General features: G+C 72.5%; 23 protein-coding genes. 13 read left to right on the forward strand and 10 right to left on the reverse strand.

Annotated features, from left to right (window positions below; all coding sequences use genetic code 11):
• Window positions 1-8 precede the first annotated feature (8 nt).
• The gene (locus tag HHX31_RS00195) at window positions 9-1,406 is read left to right on the forward strand and encodes an aldehyde dehydrogenase family protein (protein WP_169943901.1); all 1,398 of its coding nucleotides are present in this window, start codon (window positions 9-11) and stop codon (window positions 1,404-1,406) included.
• 15 nt (window positions 1,407-1,421) lie between these two features.
• On the opposite strand, the gene HHX31_RS00200 is transcribed toward HHX31_RS00195, so the two are convergent.
• Both HHX31_RS00200 and HHX31_RS00205 read right to left on the reverse strand, forming a co-directional pair.
• Window positions 1,422-2,102 (reverse strand): DNA alkylation repair protein, encoded by a 681-nt coding sequence (locus tag HHX31_RS00200; protein ID WP_169943903.1) that lies wholly within the window; start codon window positions 2,100-2,102, stop codon window positions 1,422-1,424.
• Window positions 2,099-2,779, reverse strand: a complete 681-nt coding sequence (locus tag HHX31_RS00205; RefSeq protein ID WP_169943905.1) for a TetR/AcrR family transcriptional regulator — start codon at window positions 2,777-2,779, stop codon at window positions 2,099-2,101. Before HHX31_RS00205 ends, HHX31_RS00200 begins: the two co-directional genes overlap by 4 nt.
• 86 nt (window positions 2,780-2,865) lie before the next feature.
• Here HHX31_RS00205 and HHX31_RS00210 point away from each other — a divergent pair, with 86 nt between their 5' ends.
• The 3 genes from HHX31_RS00210 to HHX31_RS00220 all read left to right on the forward strand — a co-directional run bounded on the left by HHX31_RS00210 (window position 2,866) and on the right by HHX31_RS00220 (window position 6,685).
• On the forward strand, window positions 2,866-4,242 hold the full coding sequence (locus tag HHX31_RS00210) for an alkaline phosphatase (RefSeq protein WP_169943907.1): 1,377 nt from the start codon (window positions 2,866-2,868) through the stop codon (window positions 4,240-4,242).
• 87 nt (window positions 4,243-4,329) lie between these two features.
• Complete coding sequence (locus HHX31_RS00215) at window positions 4,330-5,814, forward strand: glycoside hydrolase family 3 protein (RefSeq protein ID WP_169943909.1); 1,485 nt, start codon at window positions 4,330-4,332, stop codon at window positions 5,812-5,814.
• Between the two features lie 46 nt (window positions 5,815-5,860).
• Window positions 5,861-6,685, forward strand: coding sequence for a RimK family alpha-L-glutamate ligase (locus HHX31_RS00220; protein WP_169943911.1), 825 nt, complete (start codon window positions 5,861-5,863; stop codon window positions 6,683-6,685).
• A 4-nt stretch (window positions 6,686-6,689) separates the two neighbouring features.
• Here the strand turns inward: HHX31_RS00220 and HHX31_RS00225 are convergent, their stop codons facing one another.
• The 3 genes from HHX31_RS00225 to HHX31_RS00235 are packed head-to-tail and all read right to left on the reverse strand — an operon-like array spanning window position 6,690 to window position 8,517.
• A complete protein-coding gene (locus HHX31_RS00225; protein ID WP_169943912.1) occupies window positions 6,690-7,181 on the reverse strand; it encodes a TIGR00725 family protein in 492 nt (163 codons plus the stop codon).
• 9 nt (window positions 7,182-7,190) lie between these two features.
• A complete protein-coding gene (locus tag HHX31_RS00230; RefSeq protein ID WP_169943914.1) occupies window positions 7,191-7,952 on the reverse strand; it encodes an SDR family oxidoreductase in 762 nt (253 codons plus the stop codon).
• A gap of 31 nt (window positions 7,953-7,983) precedes the next feature.
• Window positions 7,984-8,517, reverse strand: coding sequence for a flavin reductase family protein (locus tag HHX31_RS00235; RefSeq protein WP_169943915.1), 534 nt, complete (start codon window positions 8,515-8,517; stop codon window positions 7,984-7,986).
• 554 nt (window positions 8,518-9,071) lie between these two features.
• On the opposite strand from HHX31_RS00235, the gene HHX31_RS00240 reads away from it, so the two are divergent.
• The 3 genes from HHX31_RS00240 (at window position 9,072) to HHX31_RS00250 (ending at window position 11,474) form a co-directional block, all read left to right on the forward strand.
• Entirely contained in the window at window positions 9,072-9,824 is a 753-nt protein-coding gene (locus tag HHX31_RS00240) for a GntR family transcriptional regulator (RefSeq protein WP_169943917.1), read from the forward strand.
• Window positions 9,825-10,040: 216 nt separating this feature from the next.
• Window positions 10,041-10,742, forward strand: a complete 702-nt coding sequence (locus HHX31_RS00245) for a GNAT family N-acetyltransferase (RefSeq protein WP_169943919.1) — start codon at window positions 10,041-10,043, stop codon at window positions 10,740-10,742.
• 51 nt (window positions 10,743-10,793) lie between these two features.
• A complete protein-coding gene (locus HHX31_RS00250; RefSeq protein ID WP_169943921.1) occupies window positions 10,794-11,474 on the forward strand; it encodes a copper homeostasis protein CutC in 681 nt (226 codons plus the stop codon).
• Between the two features lie 66 nt (window positions 11,475-11,540).
• On the opposite strand, the gene HHX31_RS00255 is transcribed toward HHX31_RS00250, so the two are convergent.
• Entirely contained in the window at window positions 11,541-13,124 is a 1,584-nt protein-coding gene (locus tag HHX31_RS00255) for an FAD-dependent oxidoreductase (protein WP_169943923.1), read from the reverse strand.
• An 80-nt stretch (window positions 13,125-13,204) separates the two neighbouring features.
• Window positions 13,205-14,437: a DUF6986 family protein gene (locus HHX31_RS00260; protein WP_311930921.1), complete on the reverse strand. Its 1,233-nt coding sequence runs from the start codon at window positions 14,435-14,437 to the stop codon at window positions 13,205-13,207.
• A gap of 170 nt (window positions 14,438-14,607) precedes the next feature.
• On the opposite strand from HHX31_RS00260, the gene HHX31_RS00265 reads away from it, so the two are divergent.
• Window positions 14,608-15,252 (forward strand): NYN domain-containing protein, encoded by a 645-nt coding sequence (locus HHX31_RS00265; protein WP_169943924.1) that lies wholly within the window; start codon window positions 14,608-14,610, stop codon window positions 15,250-15,252.
• Between the two features lie 12 nt (window positions 15,253-15,264).
• Here the strand turns inward: HHX31_RS00265 and HHX31_RS00270 are convergent, their stop codons facing one another.
• A complete protein-coding gene (locus tag HHX31_RS00270; protein ID WP_169943926.1) occupies window positions 15,265-16,584 on the reverse strand; it encodes an FAD-dependent oxidoreductase in 1,320 nt (439 codons plus the stop codon).
• Window positions 16,585-16,808: 224 nt separating this feature from the next.
• On the opposite strand from HHX31_RS00270, the gene HHX31_RS33455 reads away from it, so the two are divergent.
• A complete protein-coding gene (locus HHX31_RS33455) occupies window positions 16,809-17,333 on the forward strand; it encodes a hypothetical protein (RefSeq protein ID WP_211589131.1) in 525 nt (174 codons plus the stop codon).
• A 177-nt stretch (window positions 17,334-17,510) separates the two neighbouring features.
• On the forward strand, window positions 17,511-19,262 hold the full coding sequence (locus tag HHX31_RS00280) for a proline--tRNA ligase (RefSeq protein ID WP_169943928.1): 1,752 nt from the start codon (window positions 17,511-17,513) through the stop codon (window positions 19,260-19,262).
• A 228-nt stretch (window positions 19,263-19,490) separates the two neighbouring features.
• Here HHX31_RS00280 and HHX31_RS00285 read toward each other — a convergent pair whose 3' ends face one another.
• Both HHX31_RS00285 and HHX31_RS00290 read right to left on the reverse strand, forming a co-directional pair.
• Window positions 19,491-20,045, reverse strand: coding sequence for a ferritin-like domain-containing protein (locus HHX31_RS00285; RefSeq protein ID WP_169943930.1), 555 nt, complete (start codon window positions 20,043-20,045; stop codon window positions 19,491-19,493).
• Window positions 20,038-20,532 (reverse strand): hypothetical protein, encoded by a 495-nt coding sequence (locus tag HHX31_RS00290; protein WP_169943932.1) that lies wholly within the window; start codon window positions 20,530-20,532, stop codon window positions 20,038-20,040. The genes HHX31_RS00285 and HHX31_RS00290 overlap by 8 nt, the downstream gene beginning before the upstream one ends.
• Before the next feature lie 198 nt (window positions 20,533-20,730).
• Between HHX31_RS00290 and rimP the strand changes: the two genes are divergently transcribed.
• The 3 genes from rimP to HHX31_RS00305 are packed head-to-tail and all read left to right on the forward strand — an operon-like array spanning window position 20,731 to window position 22,556.
• Window positions 20,731-21,258, forward strand: a complete 528-nt coding sequence (gene rimP / locus HHX31_RS00295; protein ID WP_169943934.1) for a ribosome maturation factor RimP — start codon at window positions 20,731-20,733, stop codon at window positions 21,256-21,258.
• 22 nt (window positions 21,259-21,280) lie between these two features.
• Window positions 21,281-22,270 (forward strand): transcription termination factor NusA, encoded by a 990-nt coding sequence (gene nusA, locus HHX31_RS00300; RefSeq protein ID WP_211589132.1) that lies wholly within the window; start codon window positions 21,281-21,283, stop codon window positions 22,268-22,270.
• Window positions 22,254-22,556 carry a YlxR family protein gene (locus HHX31_RS00305; protein WP_169943937.1) on the forward strand — a complete coding sequence of 101 codons (303 nt, stop codon included), beginning with the start codon at window positions 22,254-22,256 and terminating at the stop codon, window positions 22,554-22,556. Before nusA ends, HHX31_RS00305 begins: the two co-directional genes overlap by 17 nt.
• Window positions 22,557-22,575: the final 19 nt, after the last annotated feature.

Raw genomic sequence — 22,575 nt, forward strand, 5'->3', positions numbered from 1 at the left:
ACGACCTCATGACGACATTGATCAATCCCGCCGACGGCCGGATCATCGAGGAGGTGCCCGACACCCCACTCGACGGGGTGGCGCTAGCCGTACGCGCGGCCCGGGCCGCCTTCGAGCAGTGGCGCGAGACCACGCCGGGGGAGCGGGCGCTGGTGCTGCTGCGCCTGGCGGACCTCGTCGAGCGCGACGCCGGCGAGCTGACCAGGCTGGAGGTCGAGGAGACCGGCAAGCCCGCCGCCGTGTTCCGGGACGGCGAGCTGCCTTTCGCCGTCGACAACCTCCGGTTCTTCGCAGGCGCCGCCAGGTCGCTGGACGGCACGGGCGCCGGCGTGTTCAGCGCCGGATACACGTCCGTGCTGATCAGGCGGCCGATCGGGGTGGTGGGTGCGATCGCGCCGTGGAACTTCCCGTTCATCATGGCGGTCTGGAAGATCGGCCCGGCCGTCGCCGCGGGCAACGCCGTCGTCATCAAACCGGCCCCGCGGACGCCCCGCACCACGCTGCGGCTCGCCGAACTGTTCGCCGAGGCCGGGGCCCCGGAGGGCCTCGTACGGGTCGTGACCGGCGGCGCGGACGTGGGCAGGGCCCTGGTGACCGACCCCGGCGTGGACATGGTCAGCGTCACCGGATCGACGGCCACCGGCAAGGAGGTCATGCGCGGCGCGGTGGACGGCCTCAAGCGGGTCCATCTGGAGCTGGGCGGCAAGGCCCCCGCGCTCGTCTTCGCCGACGCCTCGCTCGAGGACATGGCGGCCGGGGTCGTCATGGGCGCCACCTACAACACCGGCCAGGACTGCACGGCCGCGACCAGGGTGTACGTCGAGAGGTCGCGGTACGCCGAGGCGGTCGAGGCGCTGCGCGCGGCCGTCGCGCGGGTCAGGCCCGGCGACCCGTGGGCGGCGGACTCCGACATCGGACCGCTGATCAGCGCCGAGCACCGCGACCGGGTCCACGGCTTCGTGACCCGGGCGTCCGGCCGCGTCGTCCACGGGGGCGGGCCGATCGACGGCCCCGGCTTCCACTACACGCCGACGCTGATCGCCGACGCCGACCCGGCGAGCGAGATCGTGCGCAGCGAGGTCTTCGGCCCGGTGCTGGTGGCGATGCCGTTCGACGGGGAGGACGAGGCGGTGCGGCTCGCCAACGCCACGCCGTACGGGCTGGCCTCGTCGGTGTGGTCCTCGGACGTGGGCCGCGCGCTGCGGGTCTCCCATCGGCTCGACGTGGGGGTGACGTGGGTGAACGACCACCTGCCGATCGCCTCGGAGGCCCCGCACGGCGGCGTCAAGGGCAGCGGGTTCGGCAAGGACATGAGCCAGGAGGCCGTGCTGGAGTATTCGGTCACCAGGCATCTCATGATCAAGCACGCGGCTCCGCAGGCGCGCGACTCGTTCCGCCCGGCCTGATCTGTCCGGCCATATCTATTCGCCGGGGAGGTTCCGCAGCGCCTCGCGGCGGCTCAGCCCGCTGATGCCCTGGTGCTTCACGTAGCGGAGCACCTCCTGCGGGTTGGTCTTCGCGTACTCCCGCAGCGCCCAGCCGATCGCCTTGCGGGCGAAGAAGTCCGTGTCGGACAGGCTGGGCTCGATGCAGGCGTAGAGCAGGTGGGCGTCGGTTCGCTCCTTGAAGGAGTTCTGGCACAGGATGGCGGCGCGCCGCTTCCACAGGTCGCGGTCGTGCGCCCACTCCAGCACCAGGCGGCGCATGCTCTCGGGATACAGCCGCAGCAGCGTGCCGATCCGGTGCACGGCGATGTCGTCGACCAGGTCCCACCACGCCCCTGTGACGATCATCTCCTCGTACATGGGGACGGTGTAGAGCGTCTGCCAGGACCGGTAGTAGCGGTGCGCGGACAGTTCGATCGCGGCGTAGCGCTCCTCGCGGTACTCCGCCTCGCGCCACAGGGCCAGCACGGCCCTGCGCCACTCGGGGGCGCTGTCCAGCCGGTTCTCGGCGAAGACCCGGCGCAGCGCGGCCCTGCGGGGCACGGCCGGGACCCCGAGGAACGGCATGTCCGACTTCATGTACGACCGCATGGAGACGGCGCGCGCGGGGTCGGCCGCCTCGGTCAGCGCGAGCCGTACGGCCTTGTGGAGTGTCATGACGGCAGGGTGGTCCGTTCGCCGGTCGTCAGGCCGTCGAACAGCAGCTTGACGTAGTGGTCGGCCAGCGCGTCCGCGTCGAGCCCGCCGCCGGGGCGGAACCAGCGGACGGTCACCCAGATGGTGTCGCGGATCATGCGGTAGGTCAGCTTGGGGTCGACGTCGGGCCGGAACTGCCCGGTGGCCTGGCCGCTCTTGATCTGCTCCACCCAGATGCGCTCGACCTCGTCCTCGGCCCGGACCAGGTAGTCGAACCTGTCGCCGGGCAGCGAACGCAGGTAGCTCCAGTCGTTCTGCATGACCGTGATGGCCGCGCGGTGGTCCTCCAGCGTGCCGAAGCCGATCCTGACCATCTCCGTGAGGACCGAGCGCGGGTCGGCGTGCCTGTCCAGGACCCCGCGGTAGCGGGTGATCAAGTCCTCCAGGAAGGTGCGCAGCACCTCGTCGACGATCGACTCCTTGGAGTCGAAGTGGTGGTAGAGGCTGCCGGAGAGGATGCCCGCCTCCAGTGCGATCTCCCGCACGGTGGTGGCCTGGAAGCCCTTGCGCGCGAACAGTTCCGCGGCGAGCTTGACGAGGTGGTCGCGTCGTTCGGACGCCGAGCCCGCGGCCCCGCGCTTCGCCCTGACCGGCGCGGCGGTGCCGCCGGAGTCCTTACGCTGGTTCACGGACCCCATTATGGCCGTCAAGCAAGAGCTTGCTCACATCGTCGCCTCGTCCGACCTCCCCACGCGGCCGGGACGGGTAGGGCAGGATCGAACCCATGGCGAAAATGGGATATCCATTCACCTTGGGGGTGGCATCGGGAGAGCCGTTACCCGACGGCGTGATCCTGTGGACCCGCCTGGCCCCCGAGCCGCTGCATCCGACACAGCCCGGCGGCATGCCGAGCCGGGCGATGACCGTGCGCTGGGAACTCGCCGAGGACGAGGCGTTCAAGAAGATCGTGCAGTCCGGGACCGCGCCGGCGCAGCCGGACTGGGCGCACAGCGTGCACGTGCGGGTGGCGGGGCTGCGGCCGGCCGCCGACTACTTCTACCGCTTCTCCGTCGAGGGGCACGTCAGCCCGGTGGGCCGCACCAGGACCGCGCCCGCCTCCGATTCGACCGCGCCCGTCCGGTTCTGCTTCGTCTCCTGCCAGCGCTACGAGCACGGTCACTTCACCGCGTTGCGCCACCTCGCGGGGGAGCGGCCCGACCTGGTCCTCCACCTGGGCGACTACATCTACGAGTACGGCAAGCCGAAGGATCCGAAGCCGGGCCGATGGGTGCGCGCGCTGGAGTCGACGGCCGAGTGCACGACGCTGGGCGCCTACCGCAACCGCTACGCGCGCTACAAGATGGATCCCGACCTGCGGGCCGCGCACGCCGCCGCGCCGTGGGTCGCGATCCCCGACGACCACGAGGTGCGCGACAACTGGGCGGGCGCGCTGCCCGGTGACGGCGGCAGCCCGGCCGCCTTCCTCAAGCGCAGGGCCGCCGCGTTCAAGGCCTACTACGAGCACCAGCCGCTGCGCGTGCGCCCGTCGGGCTCCGGCCTGCAGAACTACCGCTGGCGGCCGTACGGCCGGGTGGCCGACTTCCTGCTCGCCGACACGCGGCAGTACCGCGAGGGCCGTGACATGCTCGGCGCCGCGCAGGAGAAGTGGCTGACGGACCGGCTGCGCGGCTCGGCGGCCCGGTGGAAGGTGCTCGCGCAGGCCGTGTTCTTCTCCCAGCGGAGGTTCCCCCTCGAACCCTTCAGCGCCGACGCGTGGGACGGCTACCCCGCCTCGCGGGCCCGGGTGCTCGCCGCCGCCCCCGACGGGCTGGTCGTGCTGAGCGGCGACGTGCACAGCGCGTACGCCTGCGACATCCGGGCCGACTGGGACGATCCGGCCTCGCGCGCGCTCGGGGCCGAGTTCGTCGGGCCTTCGGTGACGAGCATGCCCGGCATCACCGACGGGAGCGCGATCCTCGACGCCAACCCGCACATCGCGTTCTTCGACAGCCGCCGCGGCTACGTGTCCTGCGCCGCGGACATGGAGAGCTTCCGCGCGGAGTATCGGGCCGTCGCCTTCGTGGACCGCGCGGGCGCGCCCGTGACTACCATCGCCGGCTTCGAGGTGCGGGAGAACCGGCTCCACCGCCTCGATCTGTGAGCACATCCCCAGGCCCGCCCCCTAGCAAATAGGAAACTTTCCTATTAGATTGCGGGGCATGCCTGAGCGATGCCTTGTGGGCGCAGCATGAAGCGAAGCCCTGACCTGCTCCGTTTGGCCGACGCGGTCCTGTTGCCCGGCTTCGCCGGGACCACCGCCCCCGACTGGGTGCGGCGGCGGCTTGCCGATGGGCTCGCCGGTGTTGTGCTGTTCTCCCGGAACGTCGACACCCCCGCCCAGCTCGCCGCGCTGACCTCGGCGCTGCGCGCGGAGAACCCCGACATCCTGATCGGCATCGACGAGGAGGCGGGGGAGGTGACGAGGCTCGAGGCCAGGACGGGCAGCTCGCGGCCGGGCAACTACGCGCTCGGTGTCGTGGACGACGTGGAGCTGACCGAGCGGGTGGCCCGCGACATCGGCCGCGACCTGCGGACCGCGGGAGTGAACATCGACTTCGCCCCGGCCGCCGACGTCAACTCCAACCCGGACAACCCGGTCATCGGCCTGCGTGCCTTCGGCGCCGACCCGCTGCTCGTCGCGCGGCACACGGCCGCCTGGATCCGGGGCCTGCAGTCCACCGGCGTGGCGGCCTGCGCCAAGCACTTCCCCGGGCACGGCGACACGTCGGTCGACTCCCACCACGGGGTGCCGCGCGTCACGGCGTCGCGTGCGGAGCTGGCCGAGGTCGAGCTGTTGCCCTTCCGGGTGGCCATCGACGAGGGGGTGCGCTCGATCATGACGGGCCACCTGCTGGTCACGGCGTACGACGAGGAACTGCCGGCCACGCTGAGCCCCCGGGTCCTCACCGGCCTGCTGCGCGAGGAGCTGGGCTTCGACGGACTGATCGTCACCGACGGGATCGAGATGGCCGCCGTCGCCGGCCGGTACGGCCTGGGCGGCGCGAGCGCGATGGCCCTGGCCGCGGGGGCCGACGCGGTCTGCGTGGGCGGGGAGAACGCCGACGAGCGGGCCCACGAGCACATCCGCGACGCCGTCGCCGACGCGGTGACCGAGGGCGGGCTGTCGGAGGAGCGGCTCGCCGACGCCGCCGCGCGGGTGCGCGCGCTGACCGCCTGGCAGGCGCAGGCCCCGCCGCCGGACGGCCGCGGCGACGAGATCGGGCTCCTCGCCGCCCGCCGTGCCGTACGGGTGACCCTGCGCAGGGCCGGGGCGCTGCCGCTGGCCGGCGCCCCGCACGTGGTGGAGCTGGCGCCGGAGACCAACCTCGCGATCGACAAGGGCATGCCGTGGGGCGCGGGGGAGCCGCTCGGCACGCTGCTGCCCGGCACCACGGTCGCCCGGCTGCGGCAGGGCGACGTCCACAACGGCGTGGCGGGCACGGTGCTGAGCCGGGCCGCCGACCGGCCCCTCGTCATCGTGGTCCGGGACGCCCACCGCCACCCATGGCAGCTGGACCTGCTGGAGCGCCTGCTGGCCGCCCGGCCGGACGGCGTCGTGGTCGAGATGGGACTGCCGGGCCGTACGGACCTGGGGGCGGTCCACATCGCCACGCACGGCGCCGCCCGGGTGTGCGGCCAGGCCGCGGCGGAGGTGCTGGCCGGCCTCGGCTGACATCTCCCATAGCATTGGTGACTGCTGACATGTGTATGGGAGGGTCATGAAGGTCGCCTACGTCACCACGGACGATCCGGTCGGCGAGCGGGACGACGAGCGCGAGATCGCCCTCGCCGCCTGGCTCGGCGCTGGCATCGAGGGCACGCCGGTGAGCTGGCGCGACCCCCGGGTCGACTGGTCGGAGTTCGACGCGGCGGTGGTCAGGTCCCCGTGGGACTACATCGACAGGCGGGACGAGTTCGTCGCGTGGGCCCACCGGGTGGAGTCGGCGACGCGGCTGTTCAACCCGGCGGCGGTGCTCGAGTGGAACACCGACAAGACCTATCTGCGCACGCTGGGCGTGCCGACGGTGCCCACGCACTGGGCCGAGCCCGGCACGGACCTGCCCGACTGGGACGAGTACGTGGTCAAGCCCGCCGTCTCCGCGGGGGCCCGCGACACCATCCGCACCACGGACCGGGACGCCGCCGCCGCCCACGCGGCGGGGCTGCTCGCCGAGGGCCGCACGGTGATGGTCCAGCCGTACATCCCGTCCGTCGAGCAGGAGGGCGAGCTGTCGCTGCTGTACTTCGGCGGGCAGTTCAGCCACGCCGTACGGCGCCATCCGATGCTCGCCGGCGTGCCGGAGACCATGGAGAACCGCGCCACGCTGCGCGACCCGGACGATGACCAGTTCGTCCTCGCCGAGCGGGTCCTGGCCGCCGTGCCGCAGAACCTGCTGTACGCCCGGGTGGACCTGGTGCGGATGCCGGACGGCGAGCCGGTGCTGATCGAGCTGGAGCTCGCCGAGCCCCACCTGTTCCTGCGGGACGAGCTGGCCGCGCCCGACCTGTTCGCCGAGACCCTGGCCGGGATGCTCAAGGGCTGAGCGCTCAAGGGCTGAGCGGCCCGGCCCCTCGCGCGGCCGCGAGCGCCAGCCGTACGGCCTCGTCAGGGCCGGCGGCGGCGACGGGACCGGGCACCGGGCGGCCCTCGGCGTCGAGGACCCGCCAGCCGCCCAGGGTGATCACGGGCGTGCCGCCCCGCCGCGCGAGGGCCAGCTCGGACAGCGTGCCCCAGGACCCGCCCACGACGACGACCGCGTCGGCGGCCCGCACGATCAGCGCGTTGCGGGCCTCGCCCATGCCGGTGGGAAGGGCCACGGTGAGGTCCTGGCTCGCCCCGGACCGGTCCCGTCCGGACAAAACGCCGACCGCGACGCCTCCGCCCTCCCGGGCGCCCGCCGCGGCGGCGGCCATCACCCCGCCGTACCCCCCGCACAGCACGACCGCGCCGTGCTCGGCCAGCAGACGGCCCACGGCGCGGGCCGTCTCGGCCTCCTGCGGGGTGCACTCGCCCGGCCCGCACACCGCGACCTGCCACATGCCCTTCCCCTACCCGTGGGTGGAGATCCCGCCGTCCACCGGGATCACCGCGCCGGTCAGGTACGCCCCGGCACGGGAGGCGAGGAAGATCGCCGCGCCCGCCATGTCGTCCGGCCTGCCGATCCGGCCCAGCGGGATGCCGCTCTCGATCGCGCTGCGCGCCTGGGGGTCGTCGAGCGCGAAGGCCATCATCTTCGACTCGAACGGCCCGGGCGCGATCGCGTTGACCGTGATCGACTCACGGGCGAGCTGGTGGGCGAGGTGCCGGGTCAGCATGTGGACGCCCGCCTTGGCCGCCGAGTAGGCGTAGTTCTCCATGAACGGCACACGGAGCCCGTCGATCGACCCGATGTTGATCACCCGGGCCGGGTCGTCGGGTGAGGCGGCGGCGCGCAGCAGCGGCAGGAACCGGCGGGTGAGGAAGAACACGCCCTTGACGTTGACGTTCCAGAGCTTGTCGAAGGCGTGCTCGGGATACTCGTCGAGCGGTGCGCCCCAGGTCGCTCCCGCGTTGTTGACGAGCACGTCGAGGCGGCTCTCCCGCGCGGAGACGGCCTCGGCCAGCGCCTCGACGCCGCCGGGGGTGGACAGGTCCGCCTGTACGGCCTGGCAGCCCAGCTCGGCGGCCGTGGCCTCCAGTTCGTCCTTCTTCCGTGCGGAGATGTAGACGGTGGCGCCCGCGTCGAGGAACCCCCGGGCGATCATCTTCCCGATGCCCCGGGACCCGCCCGTGACGACGACCGTCTTGCCTTCCACCGAGAACAGAGTCATGCCCGAAGCATACCGACCGGTCGGTTCCGCGTCAGGGGCGGAACCCGCCGTACCGGCCGCCGAAGAAGACCAGCGGGCCGCCGTCGGCGTGCCGGTCCAGCCCGGTGACCCGGGCGACGACGATCACGTGGTCGCCGGCGGGGTGCTCCGCCTCCACCACGCAGTCGATCCAGGCGAGCGCGCCGTCCAGCACGGGCGCGCCGCCGGGGGAGAGGGTCCACGGCAGGTCCGTGAACTTGTCCCCGCCGGAGACGGCGAGCCGCTCGCACGCCTCCCGCTGGTCCTCCGCGAGCACGTTGACGCACAGGCCCCCGGCGGCCTTCAGCCGGGGCCAGCTCGTGCTGTCGCCCGAGACGCAGAACGCGACCAGCGGCGGGTCGAGGCTCACGGACGTGAAGGAGTTGACGGCCAGGCCGTACGGCTCGCCGGTGCGCGGGCCGATCCCGGTGACGGCCACGACGCCCGTGGCGTACCTGCCGAGCACGTCCCTCAGGCGCTGGGGACCGACGGCGGCGATCCTCTCGGCGCCGTCAGGGCCGGCCGTCCTGGACACAGGGATGCTCATCGCGCGGGCGCCTCCTCGATCGGACTCCCTGAGAGTCAAGGAGGGCCGGAGGAGATGCATTCCCCGGGTTCGGATGCGTTCCCGGTGTTAACGGTGGCGCGTCCTGGCGGGCGTGGGGGACCCGCCAGGACGCGCTCCGCCCCGGCGCGAGAACTCGACCCCGGCGAGGGTTGGGGTCGAGACCTCGTTCATTCGCACGGAGTTCGTGGGGAGCGGCCGTCCTCGTCCGGTCGCTCCGGGGTGTGGTGGTACCGCGCGTTCGGGCATGTCACGCCGTATCGGCGCAAGACGGTCATGTCGGTGGATACCGACAGCTCTGACATGTCGTTCGCGTCGCTCTGATAGGTCTTGGCCCTGGTGGGTCTGGGCTCGGGCACGCTGCGGAGCGACTTCGGCGTTCTCGCACCGGCCGCCCTCACGGGCCCACCTCCATTGGATGGATTTGTACCAACGTTTGGATAATGCGCGGCTGAGTGGGGTCCGGTCAAGGGGTTGTTTCCCGGTAGACCGAGATCCTCTAGATTTGTTGGAACAAAAGGGTGGATTGAGGAAAGATGGCACGATCGTCGCTCTACCAGCAGGTGGCCGCTGAGGTACGCAGGGCCATCTACGCGGGCGAACTCGCGCCGGGCGACCAGATCCCGACCGAGGCCGACCTCATGGAGGCGCACGGGGTCAGCCGCAACACCGTGCGACTGGCACTCGGCGAATTGGAGAACGAAGGCCTCATCCTGCGGATGCGCCGGCGTGGCACGTTCGTACGCGAGCGCCGTCCCCTCCTCATGCGCCCCCAGGACGAGTTCCTCCCGCACGACCAGGAGGAGCCGCGGTTCGACAGCTTCGTCCACGCGGTCCGCTCCGAGGGCCGCACGGCGGACCAGCGGATCGAGGTCTCGATCGTCGAGCCGCCCGAGGACGTCGCCACCCGCCTCGCCCTGGCCGACGGCGCGCTGGCCGTCGTACGCCGCAGGCTGCGCTTCGTGGACGGCCAGCCGTACAACACGCTCGACTCCTTCTTCCCCCTGGAGATCGTGGGGGGCTCCGAGATCGCCAGGCCCGGTGACATCACGCGCGGGGCCAACCGGGTGCTCGAGGAGCTGGGACATCTCCAGGCCCGTGTGATCGACGACATCTCGGCGCGCATGCCGACCTCGGACGAGTCGTCGCGGCTCCAGTTGGAGCCCGGCACTCCGGTCGTCGTCCACACCCGGGTCGGCTACGACGCCGACGACACCCCCGTACGCGTCGCCGTTTCCGTGCTGCCCGCGGACAAGCACCTGATCCGATACGAGCTGGAACGTCATTGACGAGGCCCGGACACCCCCTCGGCTGAGCGGGTGTCCCCGGCCGAAGGGCCCTCCTCCCGAGGGCCGTTCCCGCGATTCCCGTCCTGACCCGGCGAGGGGGCCACGCAGGACCCGCGCGCCCTGAGACGGCCCGCCGTCTCCGTACGGACGCTGTACGGCACCCCGCCGTCACTCACAGTGATCGAATCGCCGCCGTCGGCACGAAAGGAATCAGGCATGCCCGCGAACACCCTGGATCTTGTTACGGAACTCACGCTGCGTCGCGCCGCCCCCGCCGATCTGCAGGGCGTCCTCGCCCTGCTGGCGCGCACCGCCGGATGGCTGAACGGCCTCGGCGTGCGGCAGTGGCCCGCCGGGGGCTTCCCCGCGGAACGCATCGAACCGCTCATCGACGAGGGGGTCATGTACGTCCTGGACACCGCCGAGGGCTCACCTGGGGACACCGCCGAGGACGCCGCCGGGAACACCGGTGTCCGGGTCCCGGTGGCCACGATCGCCGTGGACGGCCACGCCGACCCGGAGTTCTGGACCCAGGCGGACCGGCCAGGCGACGCGCTCTACGTCCACAAGCTCGCCGTGAGCAGGGACTACTCGGGCTGCGGCCTGGGGGAGGCGCTGCTCGGCTGGGCCGCCCTGCGGGCCGCCGTCCACGGCCGGTCGCGGCTGCGGCTGGACTGCGCCAAGGACAACGCCCGCCTGCAGTCGTTCTACCGGAGGGCGGGCTTCCGGCACGTCCGCACCGTCGACCTGCCGCACCGCGCCTCGGGCGCGCTTTTCGAGCGGGACGCGCCGGGCGCGCTCCGTGCCGCGCCGCTCCGTCGCCGCGCGCCCCTGGTGCCGGCCCCTCGCTCTGGACATGCGGTGCAACCCAGGAGGGTTCTTGACATCACCACTCACAACGAGTTGATGGAGTGCTGAACAGGGCGGATGCCGTTAGGCGCCGCAAAGGGACCCGATACTGTTCACTCCATGACGGGATCCCTCCTTGAAGTGATCGCGCTCGACCTGCGTGACGCCATGGCCGCCGAGGAGGGCGGGGCCGACCGCCTGGAGATCGTGTCCGACATGGACGCGGACGGGCTCACCCCCTCGGCGGACCTGGTCGCGGAGATCGCGCGCGAATGCGGGCTGCCGCAGATGGTCATGCTCCGCCACGACGCCGGCTTCACCGTGACCGCGGAGGAGCTCGACCGGCTGCGCGGCCACGTCAAGGAGCTCGCCGAGGCCGGCGCGGCGGGGTTCGTCTTCGGTTTCCTGTCCGAGGACGGGTCGGTCGACAGGGAGGCGACGGACGCGCTGATCCACGCGGTCTCGCCGCTGCCCTGGACCTTCCACCGCGCCGTGGACCACGCCGCCGACGTGCGGGCCGCCTGGCGTGCCGTGCGGCTGCTGCCGAACCTGGCGACCGTGCTCACGTCCGGCTCGCCCCAGGGCGTCGGCGACGGCCTGGGCGTCTTACGCGCGAGGGCCGAGGCCGGTGACGCCTCGCTCATCCTCGCCGGCGGGGGCCTGCGCGAGGAGCACGTGCCCGTGCTGCTCGACTACGGCGTCCGGGCCTTCCACGTGGGCAGCGCCGTACGGGGCTCGTGGCGCGAGCCGGTCGACCCGGACCGGGTCAGGCGCTGGCGCCGGATCGTGGACCGGGTCTGACGCTGTCCGCGACGCGCGCTCTCGCGCTCTCCGCGCACGCTGTGGCGCTTCCCTGTCCGGCGCTCCCTATGCGCGGCGCCGGGCGACGAGGACGGCGTCGCGGATGGTGATCTCGCGGCCCTCCTGGTCGGCCGCGGTGCGCGGGCGGGCATCGGCCGCCACGATCTCCCACGCGGCGGGGTCGAGGGAGGTCGCGATCTCCTCGGCGGTGAACATCATCTGCGGGAAGTGCATCCGCCTGGCCGTGGTCAGCAGGTCGGACGGGTGGTGCCCGACGATCAGCAGGGTGCCGCCCGGGGCCACCGCGGCGGCCAGCCGGGCGTACAGCTCACGCCTGGCCTCGCCGGGCAGGTGCATGTACTGCGCCGAGACCAGGTCGTACGCGCCCTCGGGGAGTGCGTGGTCGCGCAGGTCCGCGTGCAGCCACTCGACGCGCCCCGCCACGTCCGCGCCCGCCTCGGCCGCGTGGGCGGCGGCCCGCTCCAGCGCCGTGACGGAGATGTCCGCCCCCGTCACCCGCCAGCCCTTCGTGGCGAGCCAGATCGCGTCGGCGCCCTCGCCGCTGCCGACGTCGAGGGCCCGGCCAGGCGGCAGCCCGGCGGCCTCGGCGACGAGCTGGGGATTCGGCCGCCCGCTCCAGATCGCGGGCCGGGAGCGGTAGCGCTCCTCCCAGGCCGCCTCCTCGACCAGCGTGCTCATCTGGTCCCGGTAGGCCGCGACGGCCTCCCGCGTCTCCTCGGCCACAAGGTCCATGTTGATCGCCGCGCCTGAGGCAAGACCGGCCGCGGCCGACGCGACCACCACCGCGCGCACGTCGGTCACGTTCCCCGCCACCCACACGCCGGGCACGCCGGTCGCCCCCGCCGGGTCCGCGGCGATCCTCGTGCCGGCCACATGGCCGCCGAACTCCGCCTCGACCGGCTTGAGCCCGAGCGATTCCAGCACCCCGGACCTGGCGGTGAGCGGCGCGGCGACGACGAGCGCGCCGAGCGCGATCACCTCGCCTGAGGCCAGCCGCACCCCGCTGAGCGCGTCGCCGGTCACCTCGATGCCGGTGACCAGTCCCTCGGCGACGGGGATCCGGCGCGCCGCGAGCCGCTCGGCGTCCTCCTCCGACGGCGCGGGCCGGTCGTGGGCCAGGAACACCACGTCCTCGCTCCACTGCCGCCACAGGATCGCCTGGTCGACGGAGAACGGCCCGGTGGACAGCACCCCGATGCGCCGGTCGCGGACCTCCCACCCGTGGCAGTACGGGCAGTGCAGCACGTCGCGGCCCCACCGCTCGGCCAGGCCGGGCACGCCGGGCAGCTCGTCCACGGCTCCGGTCGCGACCAGCAGCCGACGGGCCCGGGCGGCGCGCCCGTCGTCCAGCGTCACGAGGAAACCCGCGTCCTCCCGGGCGGCGGCCGTGACCCGTCCCGCGACGACCTCGACGCCGTACCGCGCGAGTTCCGCGCGCCCGGCCTCCAGCAGCTCGGCGGGCGGCGTGCCGTCCCTGCCGAGGTAGTTGTGCATGTGCCCGGCCGGGGCGTTGCGCGGCTCCCCGGCGTCCACCACGAGCACCGACCGCCGCGCCCGCCCCAGCGCCAGGGCGCCGCTGAGCCCGGCGGCGCCGCCGCCGACCACGACCACGTCGTACTTCTCTTCCATCTGCGCCTCCTGTTCGACCTGTGCGCAACAGTGCGGCACGTCCGGTGAATGCGGCAACGAATCTTGCCGATATGGCAACCTCAGCGGAGCGCCAGGTCGGCCCGGGCGAGCGCGGCGACCAGAGTCTTGACCGTCGCGGGTTCGTCCAGCACGCCCTCCGCGGCGGCCCGCCGCTCCCGCCATGCGTTCACCCGGTCGGCGTACTTCTCGTAGCAGGCGAGATGGAACGCGTACACGGTGGTGAACCGGCTCACGAGGTGCGCGGGATGCATGTCCCAGCCCTGGTAGAAGCCGTGCGCCAGTGAATGCGACACCAGCGCCGAGTGCCTGCGCAGCAGGGCGTGCACGTCGGCCGCCGCGTCCGAGGCGGGGGCCGCGGCCAGGGACCCGTCCGACAGCTCCACGCCCGTCCCCGACAGCGCCGTCTGCATCACGTGCCGCGCGTGGTCGCAGGCCGGATGGTCCAGCCGCTGCTCGTCCGGCGGCAGCCCGAGCGCGGCGGTGTAGTCGAAGACCCCGAAATGGGCGGCCGCCAGCCGCCCGCCCAGCGAGGGCACCAGGTCGGCCGAGCGCTGGAGCATGAGCACGGTCTGCGGGGCCTCCACCTGCATCTCGAAGCGCAGCGTGCCGGAGGGCAGGCCAAGCGCCCCCTCCAGCGCCTCCAGGCAGCCGGCGAACTGGCGAAGGTAGTCCTCCATCAGGACCTTGGGGAACGTGACCGTGAACCCGCCGGGCAGCTCGCCGATCCGCCGCACCACCCCGGTCAGGAACCCGTCGAGCGTGCGCACCGAGCGAAGCGGGTCGCCGTCGGCGAACGACCTCACCCGCAGCCCCCACCTGCGGGGCAGCGTGCCCGCCGCGTGCATCGCGGCCACGGCCGCCGCCGCGGACCCGGTGTCGCGGTCCTCCTCCTCCCAGGAGCGCGTGCCGTACCCGTCCTCGAAGTCGATCCGCAGGTCCTCGATGGGCTCGGCGTGCAGCTTCCTGCGTACGCGGTCGTGCACGGGCTGGGCCAGCTCGGGGTCGAGCCCGAACAGCGCGGCCAGCTCCGCGGGGGTGAACAGCAGCCGGTGCAGCAGGTCGGTCGCGCCGTGCCGCCACCGCTGGACGATCTCCGGCGTCACCTGGTCCGCGGGCACGTACACCGTGTGCACCGGCTGCCACGCGGGCTCCCGCACGGGGAACCGGGCGAGCTGCTCGTCGTGGGCGCGGGCGAAGCCGTCGAGCGGGCCGTCCAGGAGCCCGTCGAGCGGTCCTTTCCGGCCGGTCAGCGTCGTCTCCATGCCGACGATCCTCGCAGACACCCCCGCCACGGCGACATCATCACGCAACGTCGCTGCGCGGTCACGAGCAGTTGGCTATCCTTTTCCTCGAACACCCGATCGAACCGGTAGGCGGAAAAAGAAACGGCCCCCTGGCGGGGGCCGTAGAGCCCGGGGACGTAGCCGCGGGCGCGGTGACTCCATGTTAGGAGATGATGGCGTTGCGCGACAGCCCCGTTCCCCAAACCGTGCGTGTCGGGGTCTACGTCGACGGGTTCAACCTCTACTACGGGCTGCGCTCCCTGCGGGGACGCCGCTATCTCTGGCTCGATCTGCGGGCACTGGCCCTTCGGCTGCTGAGGACAGGGCAGACGCTGACGGCCGTCCGCTACTTCACCGCTCCCGTACGGGGCGACGCTCGCGCCCTCGCCCGCCAGCAGGCCTATGAGGCGGCCCTCGAGAGCCAGGGGGTCGACGTGGTGCTCGGGCGGTTCCAGGAGCAGCGGGCCTCCTGCCGGGCCTGCGGCGTCTCCTGGCGGACCTATCAGGAGAAGCAGTCCGACGTCGCGCTGGCCGCCGCCATGGTCGGCGACGTCGCGCTCGACCTCGTCGACATGGTGCTGCTGCTGTCGGCGGACTCCGACCTGTGCGCGGCCATCGAGGCGGTGCGCCGGGTGGACGCCCGGCGCGGCGGCAAGACCCGGGTCGTCACCGTCTTCCCGCCCGGCAGGCGCTCCGACGGGCTGCGCGTCGCGAGCGACGCCTGGTTCCCCCTCGGCGAGGCGCTCGTCCGGCAGTCGCAGCTTCCCGAACTCGTGCCCGGCCGCGACGGCGCGCGCTACCACCGGCCGGCCGACTGGTCCTGACCGGGGCGTCCGTCAGGACTCGCCGCCCGGGCGGGCGAGCCGGGACGCGGACAACATCGCGTCCCTGCCCACCAGCTTCACCCGCTCGCCCCTCCCGAGGCTGCCCGCCAGCGCGGCCTCCGCCGCCTCGATCGCCAGCCAGTCCTCGTACGTCACCGGGCTCGACCCGCGCGCGGCGAGCAGGTCGTCCGCCCGTACGGTCGCGGTGCCCGGCACCGCCTCGGCGAGCAGCGTGCGCACGGTCTCGGCGGCGTCGGACTTGTTGGTCCCGATCACGCCCGTCGGCCCCCGCTTGAGCCAGCCCGCGACGTACTGCCGGTCCGCCACCCGGCCGGCGACGTTCGGCACCGTCATCGTCGCCGGGTCGAACGGCACCCCGGGCAGCGCCACGCTCTGGTAGCCCACCGAGCGCATCACCATGTCGGCCGGGATCGTCTCGAACTCGCCCGTCCCGACGACCCGCCCGTCCTCCAGCCGGGTCCGCTCCAGCCGTACGCCCTCGACCCTGGACACGCCGAGGATCTCCACGGGGCGAAGCCAGAAACGCACCTCCAGGCGGCGGGGCCGGTCGGCCGGCTTGCGCTCCGACCACGACCGCAGGACCTCCACGTTGCCCTTGACCTGCCGAGACAGCGTGGTCAGGTCGGCGACCGAGATCTCGTCGGGGAAGGTGAGGACGTCGGCGTTCAGCAGCTCGCCGAGCTCGCGCAGCTCCTTCAGGGTGAACTTCGCGTGCTCGGGGCCGCGCCTGCCCACCATGTGGATCCGCTTGACCCGCGAGGCGGCCAGCCGGTCGAGCACCTCCTCCGGCACGTCGGTGCCGCGCAGCTCGTCGGCGCTCTTGGCCATGATGCGCACCACGTCCACGGCCACGTTGCCGACGCCGATGACGACGACGTCCTCCACGTCCAGGGAGAAGGAGTCCGGCGGGACGTCCGGGTGGCCGCAGTACCAGTTGACGAAGTCGGTCGCGGCGACGCTGCCGGGCAGGTCCTCGCCGGGGACGCCGAGATGCCTGTCGACCATCGCCCCTGTGCAGTAGACGACGGCGTCGTAGCAGGACAACAGGTCGTCCACCGAGAGGTCCACGCCCAGTTCGACGCCGCCGAGGAAGCGCACCCCCGGGGCTTCGAGCACCTTGCGCAGGTAACCCGCGATCGACTTGATCGACGTGTGGTCGGGCGCCACGCCGTACCTGACGAGCCCGTACGGCGTGGGCAGGCGTTCGAGGACGTCCACCTCGACGGGATCGGGCGACTGCTTGACCAGCGCCTCGGCCGTGTAGATGCCGGCCGGGCCCGACCCGACGATCGCGACGCGCAGTGTCACCATGGCCTCCAGGCACAGGCGGAGCTCCTACCTGTGATTCTTTATCATCGCCAGACGCCGCCGCCACTGAACGCCATGCCGCGCACCCATGGTGATCCCGTGTTGTGATGATTCGCGGGGGTTGCGGCAGGGCGGCGGCCCCGATCAAAGTGATGCCTGTGGGCTCTGGGGCTAAAAGACGGGGAAACCCGCGGACGAGAAGGCCGGGCGGTGGCACCCTCCCTGACATGAGGGGACTCCGCGGGGGGCGGGACGAGCCCGGGGCCTCACCGGCCACGGCGTACGGCCCGCAGAACGTAATGGACGACGGCGGCGACGCGCCGCCGCACGGCTCCGGGCCGGACGGGCTCAGGTACGAGGCGCTGGGGCGGGTGATGGCCGCGCTGGCGGGCGAGGCAGAGACGATCGAGGCGTGCCGCGACCTCACCTGGTGGCGGGGCACCGGCAGGTCCTGGCACATCGAGTGGCGCGACGGCCCGTACGCCGCGGAGGTGGCGGCGCTGCTCATGGACCGGTTAGGCGAGCCGGGGCCGGACACCGTGCAGGCGGCGCCGGCCGGCCCCGCGACCGCGTCGACGGCGATGCTGAACGTGCTGGGCGTGACCTTCGTGCTGCGGGCCGTCGACCCGTCCGGCATGGAACGGCTGCGCGCGAGGACCGGCCTGTGGCGGCTGTCGGCGGCGCTCGACGGCGGCCCGGTCGGCGCGGGCGGGCGGTCGCGCCGGCACTGGGAGGAACTGCTCGGCGGCTGACCCCCGGGACGCGCCGCCGTTTTCGTGAGGCGACGAGGGCCCAGGAGTCGATAGCCTTGAGGGCACATCGTCTTCGTCTCGTCTCTCAGGTGGTCTCCGGGAATCCGCGAGGAGGTCCGCGTCGCGGGATCCCGGGGAGGCGCCGCCGGCGGGACATCTCACGAGCAAGGAGTAGCCGTGCTGCTGCGTATGTCGACCCTGTTCCTGCGCACCCTGCGTGAGGATCCGGCGGACGCGGAAGTGCCGAGCCACAAGCTGCTCGTCCGCGCCGGCTACGTCCGCCGGGTCGCGCCCGGCATCTACTCCTGGCTGCCGCTCGGCAAGATCGTGCTGGAGAACGTCGCGCGGGTCGTGCGCGAGGAGATGAACCGGATGGGCGCGCAGGAGGTGCTCTTCCCGGCGCTGCTGCCCAGGGACTACTACGAGGCCACGGGCCGCTGGACCGAGTACGGCGACACGCTGTTCCGGCTGAAGGACCGCAAGGGCGCCGACTACCTCCTGGGGCCGACCCACGAGGAGATGTTCACCGACATGGTGAAGGGCGAGTACTCCTCCTACAAGGACTACCCCGTCACCCTGTACCAGATCCAGACGAAGTACCGCGACGAGGCCCGGCCCCGGGCAGGCATCCTGCGGGGCCGCGAGTTCGTCATGAAGGACTCCTACTCCTTCGACCTCGACGACGACGGTCTCAAGCGCTCCTACGAGATGCACCGCGAGGCGTACATCCGCCTCTTCGACCGCCTCGGCATCGACTACAAGATCTGCTTCGCCATGTCGGGCGCGATGGGCGGGTCGGCCTCCGAGGAGTTCCTCGCGCCCTGCGCGACCGGTGAGGACACGTTCGTGGCCTGCCACAACTGCGGTTACGCGGCGAACGCCGAGGCCGTCGTCACGCCCGCGCCGCCCGTCGTCACCGCCGCGCAGCCGCCCATGGAGGTGCTCGACACCCCCGACACCCCGACCATCGAGTCGCTGGTCTCGTACGTCAACGAGCACCACGGCCTCGGCATCACCGCCGCCGACACGCTGAAGAACCTCGTCGTCAAGGTCCGCACACCGGGCTCCGACGAGGTCGAGACGGTCGTCATCGGGGTGCCCGGCGACCGCGAGGTCGACTTCAAGCGGCTGGAGGCGGCGCTCTCGCCCGGCGTGCCGGAGATCTTCGAGGCCGAGGACTTCGCCCGCCACCCCGGCCTGGTGCGCGGCTACATCGGCCCGCAGGTGCTCAGGGAGCTGGGGATCACCTACCTGGTCGACCCCCGCGTGGTCGAGGGCTCCGCCTGGGTGACGGGCGCCAACGAGCCGGGCAAGCACGCCGCGCACGTGGTCGCGGGCCGCGACTTCCAGCCCGACGGCACGATCGAGGCCGCCGAGGTGCGGGCGGGCGACGCCTGCCCCCGCTGCGCGCAGCCGCTGTCGATCGACCGCGGGATCGAGATCGGCCACATCTTCCAGCTCGGCCGCAAGTACGCCGACGCCGCCCAGCTCGACGCGCTCGGGCCCGACGGCAAGCCGATCCGCATCACCATGGGCTCGTACGGCGTCGGCGTCTCCCGGGCGGTGGCCGTGCTAGCCGAGCAGCGCCACGACGCGCTGGGCCTGGTGTGGCCCAGGGAGGTGGCGCCCGCCGACGTGCACATCGTCGGCACCGGCAAGGAGAACCAGATCGAGGTCGCCAACACGCTCGCCGAGACGCTGGAGGCGCGCGGGCTGCGGGTGCTCGTGGACGACCGTCCGGGGGTGTCGCCCGGCGTCAAGTTCAAGGACTCCGAGCTGCTCGGCCTGCCCACCGTCCTGATCGTCGGCCGGGGGCTGGCCAACGGCGTCGTGGAGCTGCGCGACCGGGCGACCGGGACCAAGGAGGAGATCCCCCTGGACGAGGCCGTCGACCGCGTCCTCACCGCCTGCCACCCCCACCCCGCGTGATCTTGTAGTTTGTCGCAGAGAGCCCGCCTGAGCTGCCCTTGTGGCTCCCGTGATCTTGCAGAAGGTCGCCATGCTTGGGGGTCTGCCTGCGACTTCTCCTTCCGTGATCATGCAATTGCAAGATCACGGAAGGGAAAGTCGCAGGTCAGGTGGCTCGGGCGCGAATTTCTGCATGATCACAAACCCTGGACGCCCAGGTCAACGGCCCGCGTGCGACAAACTACAAGATCACGGGCCGGAGGGGGTGGGGGGTGGGGGGTCGGATTCCGCGGGGTCCGGTGCGGGGGAGCCGGCCTCCTGAGTGGGCGTGGCGGAGTCTCCGCCTCGGTTCATGCCGGGGAACGCGTCTATCCGCGGCTGCCAGCCGTACGCCCGCGTCGCGCACTCCTGCGCGGTCAGCGCGGCGAGCCGCCGCAGGCCGGGGTCGGGATCGGCGGCCATCTCCAGGTACGCGGTGATCACCCGTTGCTCCACGAGCACGGCCAGGCGCACCGCGTCGGCCTGGCCGCGCACCTCGAACGGCAGATGGTAGGCGGGGCCCGGCTCCGCGGGCGTGCCGCCCCGCTGGGTGATGAGCGTGCGGAGCTGGTCGCGCCGCGCCCGGTGGGCGTCGAACCCCGCCGTGGCGCGCCTGAGCAGCGCGCCGCTCGTCTTCCCGCCGATCACCCCGTACGCGAAGACGGCGGCGTGCTCGGCGGACAGGACACGGTCGAGCACGCCGGCGGGAGGCGACCCGGCAGGCGAGCCGGTGGGCCCGGTCGGTCCGGTGGGGCTCTCAGTCACGCACCCTCCCCAGGGCGACGACGTGGACGGCCTCGCACGCCCCGATGCTCGCCAGGAGCTGGGAGAGCACGGGGGAGGCCGTGGCCATCTGCGCGGGGCGCGCCGCCGCGGCCCGCCGCTCGGCGTCCCTGAGCGCTTTCACCGAGGCGCGCTCTTCCGACGGTGACGGGGACGGCGAGGGCGACGGCGCGGGGCTCGCGGGGAACGTTCCCGCGCCGCCCGCCGGGGGCAGGAGCTCGCGCAGGGCCCGCAGATGGGCCACGTGACGCTGCCGGAACGGCTCCAGCGCCGCGGCCCGGTCCGGCAGGGCTGCGGCGGTGCTCCCGTACAGCGACACCAGCCGTTCCTTGCCGGCGATCAGCGAGGTGAGCAGCACGGTCTGCGGATCCGGCGACGCCGGCGCGGCCGGTTCGTCCGTGCCGGAGGAGCAGCCGACCGCGGCCAGACCGGCCATGGCGGCGGAGCCCAGCAACACGCGTCTCGTCACCCGTGCCCCGCCGCTGTGTCTCACGACACAGCATCGTACGGCGCGCCGCCCAGTGGTCCTCGCCCGTGACGACGATGATCGTGCCCGTGTCGGAGCGCCGTTCGGGTGTGGCGATGTTTCCACCTCCCGGTGTCGATAGGCTGTTGGCACATCGGGCTAGGCACATGGTCACAGCCACACGGTCATAGGGAGGTCGGCATGAGCAGCGACGCTCGACGCGACCGCCTGGTCGAGCTGCTCGGCCCGTTGGTCGGCGCCGAGGGCTTCGACCTGGAGGACGTGACGGTCACACCGGCGGGCCGCCGGCGGCTGGTGCGCGTCGTGGTGGACCGGGACGGCGGCGTGAGCCTGGACGACGTGGCCGAGGTGGCCCAGTCCGTCTCCAAGCGGCTGGACGAGGTGGACGTCCTCGGCGGCAGCGCGTACGTCCTCGAGGTCACCTCGCCCGGTGTGGACAGGCCGCTCGTCGAGCCGCGTCACTGGCGCCGCGCGAGCGGGCGGCTGGTGAAGGCCGAGTTGCGGGACGGGACCTCGGTGGAGGGCCGCGTGACCGGCGCCGACGAGACCGGTGTGGAGTTGGACGGCGCGCGCCGCCTCGCGTACGGCGAGTTGGTGCGGGGCCGGGTGCAGGTCGAGTTCAACCGGCGCGACGCCGGGCTCGACGACGAACTTGACGAGGACCTCGATGTCGACGAGGGCATCGACGACGCCGACGACGAGGGCTAGGGGGAGCCTTGTGGACATTGACATGAGCGTCCTGCGAAGCCTTGAGCGGGAGAAGGACATCTCCTTCGACCTGGTCGTCAAGGCGATCGAGGACGCGTTGCTCATCGCGTACTTCCGGACGGAGGGCGCGGCGCAGAAGGCGCGCGCCGAGCTGGACCGCGCGACGGGCCACGTGATCATCTGGGCGGCCGAGCTGGACGAGAACGGCGACGTCGTGCGGGAGTACGACGACACGCCGTCCAACTTCAGCCGGATCGCGGCCACCACGGCCAAGCAGGTGATCCTCCAGCAGTTGCGCGACGCCGAGGACGAGATCAACTTCGGCGAGTTCGCCAGCCGCGAGGGGGAGTTGGTCGCGGGCGTCATCCAGCAGGGCAAGGACCCGCGGGTGGTGCTGGTCGACCTCGGCAAGATCGAGGCGATCCTGCCGCACAACGAGCAGGTCCCCGGCGAGGAGTACACGCACGGCGAGCGCATCCGCTGCTACGTCGTGCAGGTGAGGAAGGGCCCCAAGGGCCCGTCGGTCAGCCTTTCGCGCACGCATCCCAACCTGGTGAAGAAGCTCTTCGCGCTGGAGGTCCCGGAGATCGCCGACGGCACGGTGGAGATCGCGGCGATCGCCCGCGAGGCCGGCCACCGCACCAAGATCGCGGTGAGGTCGCGCAAGCCCGGCGTCAACGCCAAGGGCGCCTGCATCGGGCCGATGGGCTCGCGCGTGCGCAACGTCATGACGGAGCTGCACGGCGAGAAGATCGACATCATCGACTGGTCGGAGGATCCGGCCGAGTTCGTCGGGAATGCCCTGTCGCCGGCGCGTGTTTCCCGTGTCGAGGTGGTCGACGCCGACAGCCGCACCGCGCGGGTGATCGTGCCCGACTATCAGTTGTCCCTGGCGATCGGCAAGGAAGGGCAGAACGCCCGCCTCGCCAACCGCCTGACGGGCTGGCGGATCGACATCCGTCCGGACACCGAGCAGGCACCTGCTGATTCGGCTGATGCGTCGGCGAGGTAAGCTGGAATATGGTTACCGGGCAGCCCCGCTGAGAACGTGTGTGGGCTGCCGGGTTCGCACGGTAAAGTCCGAGTTGCTCCGCCTAGTTGTGGCCGAGGGCGTGATCGCCCCCGACCCTAGGGGACGGCTTCCGGGACGAGGTGCGTCACTGCATCCGTCCCCGCGCTGTCTGGAGCTCGCCGAGCGTCGCCGGGCGTTCACTCGCGCGTTTCGCGTGGAGGGGTCGCTTGACACGTCGCTTTTGCGGGCTTACATGGAGGGGTTGACGCCGGAGCGGTCCGGGTGAATGGTTACCGCTGGCCCTC

Source organism: Microbispora sp. H11081, from assembly GCF_012999535.1.
In the GTDB taxonomy this organism is placed as follows: domain Bacteria; phylum Actinomycetota; class Actinomycetes; order Streptosporangiales; family Streptosporangiaceae; genus Microbispora.

What these genes read in the sequence shown, in the direction of transcription:
- HHX31_RS00255 (WP_169943923.1), bottom strand. Translation starts at nt 13,124, where the DNA reads ATGGAAGAGAAGTACGACGTGGTCGTGGTCGGCGGCGGCGCCGCCGGG.
- HHX31_RS00225 (WP_169943912.1), bottom strand. Translation starts at nt 7,181, where the DNA reads ATGTGGCAGGTCGCGGTGTGCGGGCCGGGCGAGTGCACCCCGCAGGAG.
- HHX31_RS00220 (WP_169943911.1), top strand. Translation starts at nt 5,861, where the DNA reads ATGAAGGTCGCCTACGTCACCACGGACGATCCGGTCGGCGAGCGGGAC.
- rimP (WP_169943934.1), top strand. Translation starts at nt 20,731, where the DNA reads ATGAGCAGCGACGCTCGACGCGACCGCCTGGTCGAGCTGCTCGGCCCG.
- HHX31_RS33455 (WP_211589131.1), top strand. Translation starts at nt 16,809, where the DNA reads ATGAGGGGACTCCGCGGGGGGCGGGACGAGCCCGGGGCCTCACCGGCC.
- HHX31_RS00240 (WP_169943917.1), top strand. Translation starts at nt 9,072, where the DNA reads ATGGCACGATCGTCGCTCTACCAGCAGGTGGCCGCTGAGGTACGCAGG.
- HHX31_RS00245 (WP_169943919.1), top strand. Translation starts at nt 10,041, where the DNA reads ATGCCCGCGAACACCCTGGATCTTGTTACGGAACTCACGCTGCGTCGC.
- HHX31_RS00305 (WP_169943937.1), top strand. Translation starts at nt 22,254, where the DNA reads ATGCGTCGGCGAGGTAAGCTGGAATATGGTTACCGGGCAGCCCCGCTG.
- HHX31_RS00210 (WP_169943907.1), top strand. Translation starts at nt 2,866, where the DNA reads ATGGCGAAAATGGGATATCCATTCACCTTGGGGGTGGCATCGGGAGAG.
- HHX31_RS00205 (WP_169943905.1), bottom strand. Translation starts at nt 2,779, where the DNA reads ATGGGGTCCGTGAACCAGCGTAAGGACTCCGGCGGCACCGCCGCGCCG.
- HHX31_RS00195 (WP_169943901.1), top strand. Translation starts at nt 9, where the DNA reads ATGACGACATTGATCAATCCCGCCGACGGCCGGATCATCGAGGAGGTG.
- HHX31_RS00250 (WP_169943921.1), top strand. Translation starts at nt 10,794, where the DNA reads ATGACGGGATCCCTCCTTGAAGTGATCGCGCTCGACCTGCGTGACGCC.
- HHX31_RS00200 (WP_169943903.1), bottom strand. Translation starts at nt 2,102, where the DNA reads ATGACACTCCACAAGGCCGTACGGCTCGCGCTGACCGAGGCGGCCGAC.
- nusA (WP_211589132.1), top strand. Translation starts at nt 21,281, where the DNA reads ATGAGCGTCCTGCGAAGCCTTGAGCGGGAGAAGGACATCTCCTTCGAC.
- HHX31_RS00230 (WP_169943914.1), bottom strand. Translation starts at nt 7,952, where the DNA reads ATGACTCTGTTCTCGGTGGAAGGCAAGACGGTCGTCGTCACGGGCGGG.
- HHX31_RS00270 (WP_169943926.1), bottom strand. Translation starts at nt 16,584, where the DNA reads ATGGTGACACTGCGCGTCGCGATCGTCGGGTCGGGCCCGGCCGGCATC.
- HHX31_RS00215 (WP_169943909.1), top strand. Translation starts at nt 4,330, where the DNA reads ATGAAGCGAAGCCCTGACCTGCTCCGTTTGGCCGACGCGGTCCTGTTG.
- HHX31_RS00235 (WP_169943915.1), bottom strand. Translation starts at nt 8,517, where the DNA reads ATGAGCATCCCTGTGTCCAGGACGGCCGGCCCTGACGGCGCCGAGAGG.